The sequence below is a fragment of the Acinetobacter sp. TAC-1 genome, assembly GCF_029025845.1.
Classification (GTDB): Bacteria; Pseudomonadota; Gammaproteobacteria; order Pseudomonadales; family Moraxellaceae; genus Acinetobacter; species Acinetobacter guillouiae.
Genome location: NZ_CP118892.1, coordinates 2,778,026 through 2,792,290, shown reverse-complemented (window position 1 = coordinate 2,792,290; position 14,265 = coordinate 2,778,026). Strand labels below are relative to the sequence as shown.

Here is a 14,265-nt window from a genome sequence, read left to right as displayed (position 1 = left end):
CGTTTTTTTCTTTTCCGTATTTATTGCCTTAACTTTACTGGTACACCTGTTGGGAAATGTGCCAACTGGCGTATGGTTTCCAAAATAAAACTGCTCAATGGAAAAGCTCATCTTGAGATGGGCTTTTTACTTTATGGAGGGATAGATTTTGATCCAGTTATTAAAATGTATGTTTGGCTTTCATCGTGTGATTGATACGCACTATTGTAAAGACGGAGAGTTGGCGGTGTGTCATCATTGTCTAAAAGTTGTTAAAAAATAATCATGTAAATGAAATGACATGGAATACATGATATTTCAATTTTTATACTCAATTCAAAGTTAAGCTGTTCATAATATTTTTTTACTTTGCGAGTGTGAGTTTTTAAATGCCAATACCTAAAATGAATGAGACTAAAACAGATTCCAATCAAGCGCCATATTTTTCAATTGAGCAGCTTAAAAGATTTTTGAAAACACAAATTAGATTAAAAGCCGATCAAGGAGAGTTATTTGTAAGTGAATACATCACTAAAGATTTTGCTCAACATGACATAATTAATTTGGGTGAAGAATTTAAGAAAGCAGGCTACAAGGTGAGGATCAAAAATGCTGGTAAAGAAAAAATATTTTCTGTTTTTTGGAATTAAAGTACTGTAAGTTTTAATGTCTCCTGAAGGAAATAACCACAACTTTATTCCACCACCTAAACGAACTAAATTTTACTTTTTAATAGAGTTTAATTTTTCAATCAAGGCAGTCCCAACGATGGAAATCATTTCAATAGTCTGTCTCGTTTTATTGTGGATTGAATCATTTGTCGAAAATAAGATACATATCAACAAGATCAATCTAAGACTCTGCACTTGCAGGATCAAATCAGTGAATAGATGTCAGCTATTGGCCGCGTAGAGGCAATATGGCATAGTTCTGCTATCGTGATGTAGTCAACTGAATAGCCCCTGAATTCATTGTGGAATTCTTATGCGAGGCTTATGGAAGAACAAAGTGAATAATTTAGAAAATCAAGATTTAGAACAGCAATCTCAACCAGAGCAAAAAGATTCTAGCGTAATGAATGATATCGTGAATTCGATCAATCCTTTGGATGCCGTTGATCTAATCTTGGAAACAGGTCGGTTGATTGTGAATACGAGTAAAGATATTGTTTCTGATATTGCCAACAACATCGATATTGATATAAGTCTTTAAAATTAATTCGCAAATGTACCCATCAAAAGTTGGGGTTTTAATTTATGTGATTTAACTTTTTTTACAGATGACATTTAAATCAATGATGAAAAAAATCCTCTTGGCATTTCTTATATTGAATTCGAAATTTAGCTTTGCTGATCCAATAAAACCAACTTTTCTTGAAGAAAAATTAGATATTGAAAAGTTTAAAAAAGAGCTAGATGATAAACATACATCTAAAATAAAAAAGTCGCTTTTTCTTGTAAAAAGAGAGCCGAAATTGGACCAGCCTAGATATAAAGCAGTTATGCTAAGAGTCGCTAAGGATAGGCAGGGTAATTCTTTTAAGTATATGAAAATGATCAATTATATAGACTGTGATAAAAATAAAACTTATACATATTTGTCATTTTATGATGAAAATGGCATTACACATGGTATTGGTTCATCTAATGACGATCTTGCAGGAGATAGTCCATTAAGAAAACAAGTCTGTATCATTGAATGACGGTGAATAGTTGAAAAAGTATGCTTATTTTATGATTTAAAATTGACACATTTCACGTTATTTAGTAAAACTGTGATTGTTAATTCATTATAGTGAATAAACATACAATAATCCTTAATCAGCGCAAAATTAAGGGGAAGCCTCACAGTGATGTGAGGCTTTTTTATTCGAATAACTTATTCCAAAGCAGTGTTCGAAATCGCTCGTGAGTAGTTGTTTGTGACTTTGTTTAAAACTAATAGAGATCATGCTCAGCTTTAAAGCGTTCCAGATTCCGAAGTGCGTCTTGATAACGTGAGCGTACTTGACTGCTATTGCTACGAAGATCAGATAATTTCTTTTTATAGTCGTCGCGATCTTTGGCAGATAGATCTTTGCTGTCTAATTTTCCAAGATAGTAATCTAGATTGTTTTGTGAAGTATTAAATTCTGAATTCGCATGATAAAAGTTACTGGCCACTTGATAATAATGACGTAAGGATTCACGTTTCTCTGCAGGGCAAACTCTAAAATTACCGCGACCTTCTAAAGCTTCATAAAAGATATTTTCAGGTTGACAGTAAGCCCCTAAACCTTTTAGGTAACCCATTTCATAAAGATTTTGACTAGGAGTAATATTGGCTTTTTTACAAGAGGAATAGTATTTATCTATGTGGGATTTATTTCCAGCAGCGCCATCTTTTTCGCCAACGTTAAACCAATTTGCAGTTTTACATTGTTCAACACTCATTGCAGCACAACCGGAAAGTAAAACCGTAAAAGTAGATAAAATTACTATAAGTTTCATGAAAAATTCTTCCAAACGATTTTTGACTTACTTTAAAAAAAATGATTTTATCATGACAAGATCAATAATTTCCTGATCATTAATCCTGTATCACATGAAAAGTGCATCTAAAATTTGAGATAAAAAAGTGTTTTTATCATGTTTCTGCAGCTATTGCCGATATCGTATTTTAACTTTGGCGTATCTTCAGCTTGTGCATAATGTTTGTATTGCAGCTGATAGATATAAACCCAAGGATCCATCTTCAAAAGAACAGAACTGCTAAATTCTTAACTTCATTTAATTTAAAAATAACGGATGGGCAGTTAAATTTAATAGATTGATAATTTATTCAGATTTTTTCTAAAAATAGGATTTTTCATCTAACGCTATAAAAATAAAGTGGATTAAAGCAAGACTACAAATCCAAAACATAGACAATCATTGAGCTCAGTGCAGTGACGATTACACAGAAATTTATAGTTACTTATTTAATTTCATAAAACTTATATACTATGATTTTATAGTTAAATTTACATTGATCTTTAAAGTGGCTTAATTCTAATGTTTGGGAAGATCGTTTTTGCTGTATCGGTAGTCTTATCCATAGTTTTTTTTGTTCTCGGTTTAGCGGAAGCTATTGTTGAGTTTATCGTTATTGGATGCCTTGGTTTTATCGCATCGGGCTTGGTTTTTAAACAAATGAAAATATCATTCAAGCAGAATGACGACTAATTTTGTGGTTTTGAGTAAGAGTACTTTTGGCTGTTTTTTATTGTCAAAAAATGCTATGCAATCATGGTGTTGGATTTAAAAATTAATTGGATATTTTGGGTCTGTAATTATTTTCTCTGATTTCTTATTTACTATTTGCCTAAGAAAAATAAAACAAACAAAAATTATCAAAGTCGCTAAAAGAGCAAGATCTAATTCTACTATAAGGATGTAAGCACTGAGTTAAAAAGTACAAAAGTTTGATAGAGCCCTCATTGGAGGGCTTTTTTGTGTCAAGGTGCTGAAAAATATTAAAAAAATCACATATTGTTATAATAATATAATATTTTATTATCATTTTATGATATTTTTATGTTGTTATATAGTGTTATAAATCTATATAAATCATCTTATATTGAAAAAAAGGGGTAAAAAATAATGGCTAAAATTGACTTAAATCCATTGGCTGAGATTGATGGCTTCACAGCAGCAGCACTTGTCGACTATACAAGCGGATTATCACTTGCCGCTCAAGGAACGGGGATCGATCTAGAGCTTGCTGCAGCTGGAAATACGGAAGTTTTAAGAGCAAAAATTAAAACAGCAAAAGCACTAGATTTGAAAGATACGATTGATGATGTTTTGATCACACTCGGGAAGCAGTACCATTTATTACGTCCACTTGAAAAGAATAGCGATTTATTTTTATATCTAGTATTGGATCGCCAAAAATCGAACTTAGCGATGGCAAGACATGAACTTCGAATTTTTGAAAAAGAGTTAGATTTTTCTTAAAAGCAGCAATTGGCTATTATATTGGATACGATGTAATAGCCATTTTAAATCATCAATACTAAGAAAATAGAATGCATATTTAGCATATAAATACAGCCCGAATATAGGCTATATAAAGATGTTAAATCTTGAGTGAAATAGTCGACTTAAGTCTATGAATGTAAAGTTATAAATATGAATAGCATAAAATAAAAAAATATCATTGAAAATCTCATAAATGTTATTAGAATTCTATTTCTAAATAAATTAAGAGATTGGGGATATGGAAAATAAAACAGCAAGATTAACTATTTTGATAGACCCGAACAAAAAGGAAGCTTTTGAAGAATTGTGCAACCGTCAGGATCTAAAGCCTTCACAAGTGGTTCGCCAATTGATTCGTGAGTATTTAGAAAAGCATGGTGTTGATTACGCGACTAAACCGACTTTACCAAAAAAGTAATATTTAAATTATCAATTTTATCAAGAAATGGGACTGTGCTTTTTAGGGGGAAAAGCGGGTCTTATTTATATTGAATCAGAGAAAACTGAGTAAGATTGATCAAAAATGTTGTACTAATTATTGATGATTTTGATATTTATAAATTTTTAATATATTTGATTCTGTAAAGCTGACCAATTTGAGCTTGATGATATTGAGTAAAATAAGCAAAAGAGAGCTTACAGGCCGTTTTATGGCTTGTAAGCTCTTTTTTTTGAAAAGAAAGTCTAGAAACAATACGATAAAATAGATTTTTTTGAATTTATTTTTGACAAAACTTCAGCTTGGTTTTGACCTTTATAGCGTTGTTTTTCATATGATTATGATTAAGTATTTTTCTGTTAATTGACCATAAATTAAAATTAAATAAATGATAATTATTATTATTAGCAATTGCATTTGAGGTTTTGCTCAAATACAATGCGCAACAATTCTTTCACAATTCCTCCTTAATTTAAGTTGCGTATTAACATGAATAAACAATTACGATTTCAAACTCTGTCAATTTCTATACTCACCGCAATGTCAATTTCAGCATATGCAAAAGATACTTCTGAAGATGCGACAAAGTTAAAAACAATTGTAGTGACTGCGAGTAGTCAGGCTGTAGATGTTAAAGAAGCACCAGCAAGTATTAGTGTTATTACAAGCGAAGATATCGAAAAACAACCTGTGGGTAGTCTTGGAGAGTTATTAAGTAAAGTTCCTGGGGTAACCGGTGGAATTAGTCCTTCGAAGGAAGGTTCTAAGATTAAATTGCGTGGTTTACCAGACAATTACACATTGATTTTAGTTGATGGTAAGCGTATCGGGTCTTCAAGAGATGTAAGTTATCGTCCAGATTTAGGTCGTCAGGATTTAAACTGGATTACACCCGATATGATTGAAAGAATTGAAGTCGTTCGTGGTCCAATGTCTTCCTTATATGGTTCAGATGCCATGGGAGGTGTAATTAATATTATTACTAAGAAGATTCCCAATGCTTGGGGCGGTAATGTCACTTTAAATTATACTCAGCCAACAACTTCGTCTGATTTAGGCACTTCTTTACAAACAGGTGTCATGGCTGCTGGTCCATTAACGGATACCTTAGGTCTGCGCTTGACTGCAGGGATGACTGAACGAGAGGCAGATAAGAAATATTCAGCAGGTAACGGAACCACAGGTTCTCAAGATCAAAACTACAATGCGATGTTGCACTATCAGCCAACAGATAAACAGTCATTCAGTTTTGAAGCAGGGCACAGTATTCAAAAGAATAAAAAAGGTTCTCAAATTAACCCCAAAACAGGGGCAGAACAGGAGACCAGTTGGGGAGCTAAAAAATTAGAACATAATTCATATAGCGTATCGCATGATGGTGAGTGGGCAATTGGTAAATCTAAGTTAAGTGCATACTACAATGACTATGATTCAAGTGTGCTTGGTTCTAAGACTAAATCAAATGAAATGATTGTTGAAGGTAGTTTAACCATGCCATTAGAGGCAATGTTTAAACAAGTCTTAACTGTTGGTGGTCAATGGAAAAAACAAGAATTAACCAATACTGACACAATTGGCACTCTACCTGGTGGCAGTTGGGATGGGAAAAGCTATACCGACCCTAAGGTGGATAATAAAAATTGGGCATTATTTCTTGAAGACAATATTTCACTGCTCGATAATTTGACATTAACAGTAGGGAATCGTTTAGATCATGATGATAAATATGGTGATCACCATAGTCCACGCGGTTATTTAGTTTATAGTCCAATGGATGATCTTGTGATTAAAGGGGGGATCGCAAAAGGTTTCCGTGCACCAACTGTGAAAGAATCATCTCCTGGTGGGGCAACTGAATCTGGTGGGAATGGTTGCAATGGGTTAAGAGGTAAAATTTGGTATGACAGTAAGCAAAAGCCAGATACCTATACGGGTGGTAGCTGCTTTATGACAGGTAATCCAAACCTTAAGCCTGAGGAAAGCACAAACTATGAAATTGGTGTAAATTATACTGGTTTTGGTACAGATTTAGGTTTGACATTCTTCCATACAGATTTTAAAAATAAAATCACTTATTCGCCGTTAGGTCACGAAGGTGGTATTTGGTTTACTCGAAATGAAAATATTCAAAATGCAGTAACGCGTGGTCTAGAAATGGTTGTAAATTTCCCAGTTTTAGACAATCTAAAATGGAATAATAATGCAACGTATTTCTTAAAAGCAAAAAATGAAGATACTGGTGCAACCTTACTGACCACTTCAAAATTAACGGTAAATTCAGCCCTAAATTGGCAACCGATAGATCCACTCAATGTAGAATTGTCTGCGCAATATTTAGGTAAGCAATATTTAACTGATAAAAGCGCTACTCCTACGATGCAAAAACCGCATACGATTGTAAATCTAGCAAGCAATTATCAAGTCAATGATAAGCTCACTGTACGTGGTGGCTTTACTAATTTACTTGATAAAAAATTGTCAAATGGTGCAGATACATACTTCGTTGAGCGTCAAAAAGTATTTGTAGGTGCAACCTTTAAATTTTAATCAATTATATTGAAATGAAGATTGACTTCACTTCAATTAATAAATCATGCGTTAGAAAAACCATCTTTGGATGGTTTTTTTGTTATGTATTTTTATTAGGAAGTGATTTTATTTCGATGAATCAAGTGCTGTATATAAAATAGTAAAGCAATGATCTTCAGAATTTAGGAATTTTTTGTTCGCACCAAAAATTTCCCCCAATATTTTTTTGATAATTCTATAGTTTAATAAAATCAGTAGGTTATATATGTTCTAAATAACTTTGGGTATTTTATGGTTTTTATATTTAACTTGCTGTTATCAGAATGTTTTTTGATTTAAAATTATAGTTCACTGCCATATAGGCAGCTTAGAAATCGATGTAGACGTGATGAAATGGGTTGAATCCGTTCACTGCCATATAGGCAGCTTAGAAAATACTGTTAATGGTATTTCAAGCAATTTTTGCTGTTCACTGCCATATAGGCAGCTTAGAAATAACCAAACCCATTTCTTTTGCCAATATACAGGTTCACTGCCATATAGGCAGCTTAGAAAATCAAAAATTCCTGAGCGCTGATTTGAATAAGGTTCACTGCCATATAGGCAGCTTAGAAAGCGTATGGCATTGCGCAATGGCATCCGGACAGGGTTCACTGCCATATAGGCAGCTTAGAAAAATAAAAGTTGGTAGTGGGATGACATAGTAAAGTTCACTGCCATATAGGCAGCTTAGAAAATCGATCGGAGAACAATTTTCAGTTTCAGCACGTTCACTGCCATATAGGCAGCTTAGAAATATGGGGTTGCATATTTACAAGGTGGTGTTAAGTTCACTGCCATATAGGCAGCTTAGAAAGTGAAAAGAATGATGATTACACAAAGAATGTCGTTCACTGCCATATAGGCAGCTTAGAAGCATGTGATATTTGTATAAACATGGGGCGAACCGTTCACTGCCAAACAGGCAGCTTAGAAATAATTTATATCAAGTCCTGAACTTCAGCATAAAATTATTGATTTTGTACTAAAGCGAGCCCTTGATAATTATGGTGGGGGCGGGTGCAACGCGTTGGGTATTCAAATAATCTCAATTCATCTAATAAGTGATCTGCGCCTAATTAACCAAGTCAGAATAAGTACACTGCAAGTGTTTTAAACAGGATGATGACGGAGGGACGTAATAAAATTCTGTTACGACTCCACAGGTGAATTTAACAGTGCAAAATACTAACTACGCCAATACTGTAACAACAACTAAAGTCACGACAGCTCAAGGCATTAAAATAAAACATAATGCCCTGGGTGTTATGAATTAGGTTTTAATGTTCCATATTATCTGATGGATTTGCATTATTTAATTCATTATTTACTTCATTAGAAAGAGAGTTATTTTTATTATCAGTACTTTGAGTTGGGGTAATTCTTGTTTCGTTATCTCTTTCATCTGAGTTAATAGTAACGATCTTTTGTGATGTAACTGTGTAATTTGGATTATTGGAGGGTGAAGTAGTAGGTTTTGCTGGTAGATATTTTGTGCTTCCTGTAATTCTTTGATGTTGTTCCTGATCTATACCATGAATCTGACAATCATCCAGTATTGGGAATCCCATTATCATGGTTCCACCAGTACAGATAAGTTGCACAATATCACCTTTAACTAATTTGGATGCTGTTTGTAGTTCGGTTGGCAAGAGGTTTGCATGTATTCGATCTATACCATAATAATTGTTTGAGCCAAGTATACTAAGGTAAATTTGATCACTGTAATCTTTGTTTATACCAAAGACCATACCTTGCAACAGTAAGGTATTTCCTTTGTATTTTTGATCTGCGGAAACTTCATTTTGTTGGTAATCCGCATAATATTTTAGAGCTGAAACCTGAATATTTGTTTTACTTTTTTGATGGGCTGTAGTTTGAATGGGGTGGTTTTCCACTGTTTCTGCAGGTGTTTTTTCTTGATTATAAGCTGGATAGGGAGTTTCAGTTGGTTCAATATTTGGTTGATTTTCAATTCCAAATGGTTTAACAAAAAAAATAAAGAAAATGACACTTATTGCTAAATATATGAAACCAATTTTTTTATCCTTCGGGGAATAATTACGATCAAGCAAAAGCCACACAAATAAGATTGGGCATAAAACGATAAGAAGAGCTATAAAAAATGGTACTTTCTTATATTCTGTAGAAATTGCATTTTCTTCAAATGGGGTATCTAAGGGAGAATAAGTTCTAAAATTATTTTTAGAAGGCGCACCACAATGTGGACATGAATTCGCAGAATTTGAAATTGTTTTATTACACTCATAGCATGAAATTAGAGCCATAAAATATTCCTATATAAATTTTAATTTGTATAAATAATATTCATTATTGACAAAGATTTCAGTATAAATTTAAAAATAGGTATAGTTAGTCTAACAATCAACGGAAAAACAATAGATGAGGTTTACTGCTAGACCAGCAGAGGAGTTAATTTTAGTTATATTGATAACATTTGAATTTGTAGAGAAAATCACTTTTAAGCTAATTTCTTCTACATCTAACTCATTGGTTTATTTAAAGCTAAATCAATAAAGATCTTTCATAAATCAAAAAATGATTATATGGCGTAAATCATATTGCTATTGAAAGTCCCTTCTCCCACTGGGAGAAGGCTAGGAAGAGGGGGATTTTATCTTGATCTATGTTTTAAAATAGGCTTATGAAAGAAGTCTAATGTTTAGCTAATCATAAATAGATTTTAGAATTACCAATCGTATTTTAACCCCACTCTAAAATTAATCGGTGCGCCGTAGTAGCTATTACCTGTTGTTAAATAATACTTTTTATCAAAAAGATTATTTATATTGAGATTGGCTGTTAATTTATTGTTTATTTTATAACGTGCCATTAAATCAACAACACTGTATTCACTCTGGGTAAATTTCTGATCTGCTGATTGAATTTCACTTTGCCAACGAACACCTCCGCCAACGGTTAGTGCTTCATTAAGATAAGGAAGTTTATAGGTTGTATAAAGTTTGGCAGTATTACTTGGAATATTAGAGTTTAATAGCTTGCCATTACGGTCTCGGCTTAAATTTCGGGCAAAGCTTGAGGAGATTTGCCAAGCATCTGTGAGTTTTCCTGTGGCTTCTAATTCAATACCACGACTTTTGGTTCCAGATTCTGCTATATATGCCTGAGATCCATCAGGAGCTAAATGCGAGCCATCTGGCTGTTCAGGAATCGCGACCGCAAAATTATCTTCTTTATTTTCATAGATTGCTGCACTTAGATTAAGTTGATTGTCAAAAAAAGCACCCTTGATTCCAAGTTCTGTACTATTTCCCTCTAATGGGTCTATATAATCCCCAGCTTTTGTTTTTAGATCTTGTGGAGAAAATTGATGTGTGCTGAGAAAACAGGAGGTTTTAACTTGGTAAACTATAGACACTCATCAGGAGTTTACCATGAGCAAGAAACAGAAGACTTACACCGCAGAATTTAAAGTTGAAGCAATAAAATTGATTGAAGCCAATCAAGGCAATGTATCGGAAACAGCCAGACAACTTGGCATTTCAATGCAAACTCTTTCAAATTGGAATAATAAAGCAAAGACTGGCACCTTAGCAGGCACTAAACAATATTCACCTGATCTAAATGCCTTACTCGAAGAAAATAAAAAGCTCAAACAACAGCTCAAAACAGCTGAAATGGAACGTGAATTTCTAAAAAAGGCAGCAGCGTACTTTGCGAAAGAAAGTCAGTAAGGTACGCCTATATGAAACAGCAAAGATATTTATTCCCGATTAGCTTTATGGCTAGATTACTTCACGTTTCAGTGTCACGATTTTATGATTGGCTAAAACGAGGCATGAATAAAAGATTGGTTCAGCGAAATCAACAGACAATTTTGGTCAAAATAGCTCATGAGGAAACTAAACAAAGCTATGGCTATATTCGATTAACTAAGCATTTACAAGCGCAAGGTATCAAAATCAGTACGTATGCTGTACGTCAAATAAAAAAGCTCAACCAGCTGTATTGTAAGCGTCATAAGCGTTTCAAAAGAACTACGAAGAGTGATCATAATCGAGCGATCTACGCAAATTTACTAGAGCAACAGTTTTCAATGACTAAGCCCAATCTTGCATGGTCAAGCGATATTACATACATTTGGACTGCTGAAGGTTGGTTATACTTGGCAGCAGTAAAAGACCTGTACACGAAACAAGTGGTTGGCTATAGCTTAAATGAGCGTATGACCGCACAACTTGTTTGCAATGCACTGACTATGGCGATTCGTAATCAAAAACCAACGAAAGGCTTAATTATTCATTCGGACAGAGGCAGCCAATATTGCAGCCATGAATATCGAAAGATACTGGAAAAATGTGATTTTCAAGGTTCAATGAGCAAACGTGGGGACTGTTACGATAATGCACCGATTGAAAGTTTCTGGGGCATACTCAAGAATGAATTAGTGCATCATTGCAACTATAAAACCAGAGATGAAGCTAAAGCAGATATTACAAAATACATTGTGTTATTTTATAATCAGCGAAGAATTCAAAAGAGTTTGGATTTTAAAACGCCAAATCAAATAGCAGAGAACTTTTATCGGTTAGCTGCCTAGCATATCCCAAGTGAAAGTCTCCTGCTAATTCAGCACATATCAAATATATTTGTATAACTCGCATAAGCAGACCAATTGGGAGTGAGATCATAAACTACGCCAATATAAGGAATGAGTTTATTTTCTTCTTTTCGATTGGTTATTGTAATTTTATTTTCTTTATAGTCGTTATCTTCTTTTTTTAACTTCCAATTTTCTAAGCGTGATCCCAACAACAGTGCTAAATCATCACTTAATTTAAACCGAGCTGCGGTATAAAATGATGAACTTGTATTATTTTCTTTGGTCCATCCTACGGCAGGATTATTTGGACGTGCAGGCGTATTCCCATCCCATTTATATATATTATCAATATTTCCACTCCAACCCTCAATCCACCAATTGGTAAAGTACGGCTGGCTATTTTCACTTCTGGTTAATGTTGAACCAAAGATCACATCATGGGTTTGATTAAATAAATCAAATGAGCCGTTTAAGCTGACATTAAACAAGTCTTGAATTGGTTTATAAGCCCAGTGAGTAGAATAAATCGAAACCCCACTACCAGTTTCTTTGTTGGGTGTTCCACCACTTGCATAGCCAACTAATTCATCTGAGTCCGTAATGATACGTGCTAATGAAGCCTTTAATTTCCAGTTATCATTAAATTGATGATTGACATCGGCAAAGAGTGAAGTGGTTGTTCGATCTGAGTAAGACCAACTGGGTGCTGCTGAATCTGATCGAGACCAGTTTGTTCGTGTCCCATCACTATAAAAAGCAGGCAAACCACCACGAGCTTGTCCAGTAATATAAATTTGTTGATAGCTTAAGCCTAGACTTGCTTGAGTCTTATCTGACAAATCAGTGTCAACAACCGCATAGGCCACTTTGCGTTCTTCATTGAAGCGGTCTATGTATGAGTCCGAGTTCTGATAAGCAACGACAGCACGTCCACGAAGCGTACCCGATTGATTAAGAGGTGTTGAGATATCGCCATCGAAACGGTATGAATCCCATGAGCTAAGATCTGTGCTGATTGATGCTTTAAAATCTTGTAATGGTTTTTTCCGAACCATATTAATACTAGCGCTGGCGGAACCTGCACCAGTCATTAAACCTGTCGCTCCTCGTACCACTTCAATTCTATCGAAAAGTGCAGTGTCTTGGCTTTGAAAAATAGAAGAGTAAGTACTTAGGAGTTTTACACCATCAAGTAAATAGCTATCTACACTTTTACCGCGTGAGTAAATTGGTGAAGTATCGGAACCTACATTTCCAGACTGGCTAACGGTTAATCCTGCAACTTGGTTTGCAACATCAGTCAATTGTGTAAGGTTTTGATCTTGCATTCTTTGCTGAGTCATGACACTAACTGATTGCGGTGTTTCTTTTAGGCTGAGTGCCAAGCCTGTTGATGCGGTAGTAGCTTTAGCGGTATATAAACCAGAGCCTTCGGTTGTAAGGCTATTGGTATTATTGGCAGATACAGTGATGGTAGGAAGCTGAGTAGAGTTTTGTTCTTGGCCATCAGATGGGTTCGGTGCTGCAAATACAGATCCATGTATTAAACAAATAGATCCGCCCCAAATTGCAGTTCGAATTGCAATTGCTAATGCATGTTTGCTTTGATGTTCCTTCATTAAATTCTCGTATGAGTCATATTCATCTACTTAGTCGTTTTTATTTTAAAAAAAGCTCATTTTTTTATGATTTAAATGAGGGATATCGTTGGATGTAACAACAATAGCGAGCAGGCGCGAATAGGGAAGAGGGTTATAACTATTTGTATTATCAATAGATTGATGTCATGAAAGTTCGAGATGGATTTTTAAATATACCTAATCGGCTTTATCTACTTATTTTTATTGAATCATTTGTTTTATAAGTAAAAAAACTATGAGTTAAATGTCGTAGTATAAATACTAGAACAGGCTAAAAAAGCTTGTTTCATATCTCGTTTTACTGTGGCTTCAGAAATATTAAGTTTTTCACCGATTGCGCGGTAAGTCATATCTTCCATTTGTGATAATAAAAAAACCTGTGCGACGCGTTCGGGTAGCTTTTCTAGCGTTTGTTGAACTTGATAGACACTTTCTCGAATACATATTTCATGTTCTACAGATGGATAGCCATCCTGTGGTGTATGTATTAGTGCATCTAGATATAAGTGTTCAACTTGTTGGTGGCGCCAATGATCAATAATCACGTGTTTCGCAATTCCCAATAACCATGCTTTGGGTTCTTTAATATTTTCAAAACAGTAGTTACTTTTTAATGCACGATAAAAAACTTCCTGACTAAGATCTTCAGAGTGGTGATGGTTGTGAAGTTTATGTTTGAACCACAAAAGTAAAGTATTTTGATGGTCTTGATAAATATGATCAAACCATTGCTGCTTTTGTACGTTCAAATTCATAAGCGTTGCCTGTTTGAAAAGCCAACAACATGGAGTTTTATTGGTTAAAGGAGGTGTTGAAAATAATGATAGTGATAATGATTATTAAATGCAATAATAAGAATTACAAAATGCAACATGATAATTAGCGAGCTAAAAGACTATTTCTTCTTGATTATTAATGAGATGGGTGGTTAGTAATTGTGAAATTTCACATTATTATCTAATTGATAAATGATGAATAACTTTGAAATTTCACTTTATTTATTTCGCAATTGTAAATTTTGATCGTTCTGCGACTGTATGAATAAGAGTTTTT

General features: G+C 34.2%; 10 protein-coding genes, 2 pseudogenes and 1 CRISPR repeat array. Of the genes and pseudogenes, 7 read left to right on the top strand and 5 right to left on the bottom strand.

Annotated elements, in window-relative coordinates:
* The first annotated feature begins 368 nt into the window (after positions 1–368).
* The 3 genes from PYV58_RS13080 (at position 369) to PYV58_RS13070 (ending at position 1,681) form a co-directional block, all read left to right on the top strand.
* Positions 369–629 carry a hypothetical protein gene (locus PYV58_RS13080; RefSeq protein WP_034611919.1) on the top strand — a complete coding sequence of 87 codons (261 nt, stop codon included), beginning with the start codon at positions 369–371 and terminating at the stop codon, positions 627–629.
* A 358-nt stretch (positions 630–987) separates the two neighbouring features.
* Positions 988–1,191 (top strand): hypothetical protein, encoded by a 204-nt coding sequence (locus PYV58_RS13075; RefSeq protein ID WP_034612074.1) that lies wholly within the window; start codon positions 988–990, stop codon positions 1,189–1,191.
* Positions 1,192–1,273: 82 nt separating this feature from the next.
* Complete coding sequence (locus PYV58_RS13070; RefSeq protein WP_275059540.1) at positions 1,274–1,681, top strand: hypothetical protein; 408 nt, start codon at positions 1,274–1,276, stop codon at positions 1,679–1,681.
* Positions 1,682–1,916: 235 nt separating this feature from the next.
* On the opposite strand, the gene PYV58_RS13065 is transcribed toward PYV58_RS13070, so the two are convergent.
* Positions 1,917–2,468, bottom strand: a complete 552-nt coding sequence (locus PYV58_RS13065; protein ID WP_034611921.1) for a DUF2799 domain-containing protein — start codon at positions 2,466–2,468, stop codon at positions 1,917–1,919.
* A 1,131-nt stretch (positions 2,469–3,599) separates the two neighbouring features.
* Between PYV58_RS13065 and PYV58_RS13060 the strand changes: the two genes are divergently transcribed.
* From PYV58_RS13060 to PYV58_RS13050, 3 genes are all read left to right on the top strand, one after another.
* On the top strand, positions 3,600–3,956 hold the full coding sequence (locus tag PYV58_RS13060) for a hypothetical protein (RefSeq protein ID WP_004721210.1): 357 nt from the start codon (positions 3,600–3,602) through the stop codon (positions 3,954–3,956).
* A gap of 262 nt (positions 3,957–4,218) precedes the next feature.
* Positions 4,219–4,398 (top strand): ribbon-helix-helix protein, CopG family, encoded by a 180-nt coding sequence (locus tag PYV58_RS13055; protein ID WP_004721206.1) that lies wholly within the window; start codon positions 4,219–4,221, stop codon positions 4,396–4,398.
* A gap of 510 nt (positions 4,399–4,908) precedes the next feature.
* Complete coding sequence (locus PYV58_RS13050; RefSeq protein WP_034611924.1) at positions 4,909–6,966, top strand: TonB-dependent receptor; 2,058 nt, start codon at positions 4,909–4,911, stop codon at positions 6,964–6,966.
* Positions 6,967–7,294: 328 nt separating this feature from the next.
* Positions 7,295–7,924: a CRISPR direct-repeat array (repeat unit 28 nt; unit sequence GTTCACTGCCATATAGGCAGCTTAGAAA).
* A 343-nt stretch (positions 7,925–8,267) separates the two neighbouring features.
* Here PYV58_RS13050 and PYV58_RS13045 read toward each other — a convergent pair.
* Both PYV58_RS13045 and PYV58_RS13040 read right to left on the bottom strand, forming a co-directional pair.
* On the bottom strand, positions 8,268–9,275 hold the full coding sequence (locus PYV58_RS13045; protein WP_051670995.1) for a hypothetical protein: 1,008 nt from the start codon (positions 9,273–9,275) through the stop codon (positions 8,268–8,270).
* A 422-nt stretch (positions 9,276–9,697) separates the two neighbouring features.
* Positions 9,698–10,345 (bottom strand): annotated as a pseudogene (locus PYV58_RS13040) (TonB-dependent receptor); the annotation flags it as partial.
* Between the two features lie 58 nt (positions 10,346–10,403).
* Between PYV58_RS13040 and PYV58_RS13035 the strand changes: the two are divergent.
* Positions 10,404–11,569, top strand: a protein-coding gene (locus PYV58_RS13035) for an IS3-like element ISAba21 family transposase (RefSeq protein ID WP_085947552.1) whose coding sequence is annotated in 2 segments (ribosomal slippage) — positions 10,404–10,662 and positions 10,662–11,569 — 1,167 coding nt in all. Because the reading frame shifts where the segments join, the coding sequence is not laid out codon by codon here.
* A gap of 41 nt (positions 11,570–11,610) precedes the next feature.
* Here PYV58_RS13035 and PYV58_RS13030 read toward each other — a convergent pair.
* Positions 11,611–13,191, bottom strand: a pseudogene (locus PYV58_RS13030) (TonB-dependent receptor); the annotation flags it as partial.
* A gap of 254 nt (positions 13,192–13,445) precedes the next feature.
* A complete protein-coding gene (locus PYV58_RS13025) occupies positions 13,446–13,967 on the bottom strand; it encodes an RNA polymerase sigma factor (protein WP_004820783.1) in 522 nt (173 codons plus the stop codon).
* Positions 13,968–14,265: the final 298 nt, after the last annotated feature.

Coding starts and splice junctions, on each gene's coding strand:
- PYV58_RS13025 (WP_004820783.1), bottom strand. CDS start 13,967: ATGAATTTGAACGTACAAAAGCAGCAATGGTTTGATCATATTTATCAA.
- PYV58_RS13065 (WP_034611921.1), bottom strand. CDS start 2,468: ATGAAACTTATAGTAATTTTATCTACTTTTACGGTTTTACTTTCCGGT.
- PYV58_RS13060 (WP_004721210.1), top strand. CDS start 3,600: ATGGCTAAAATTGACTTAAATCCATTGGCTGAGATTGATGGCTTCACA.
- PYV58_RS13080 (WP_034611919.1), top strand. CDS start 369: ATGCCAATACCTAAAATGAATGAGACTAAAACAGATTCCAATCAAGCG.
- PYV58_RS13070 (WP_275059540.1), top strand. CDS start 1,274: ATGATGAAAAAAATCCTCTTGGCATTTCTTATATTGAATTCGAAATTT.
- PYV58_RS13045 (WP_051670995.1), bottom strand. CDS start 9,275: ATGGCTCTAATTTCATGCTATGAGTGTAATAAAACAATTTCAAATTCT.
- PYV58_RS13050 (WP_034611924.1), top strand. CDS start 4,909: ATGAATAAACAATTACGATTTCAAACTCTGTCAATTTCTATACTCACC.
- PYV58_RS13055 (WP_004721206.1), top strand. CDS start 4,219: ATGGAAAATAAAACAGCAAGATTAACTATTTTGATAGACCCGAACAAA.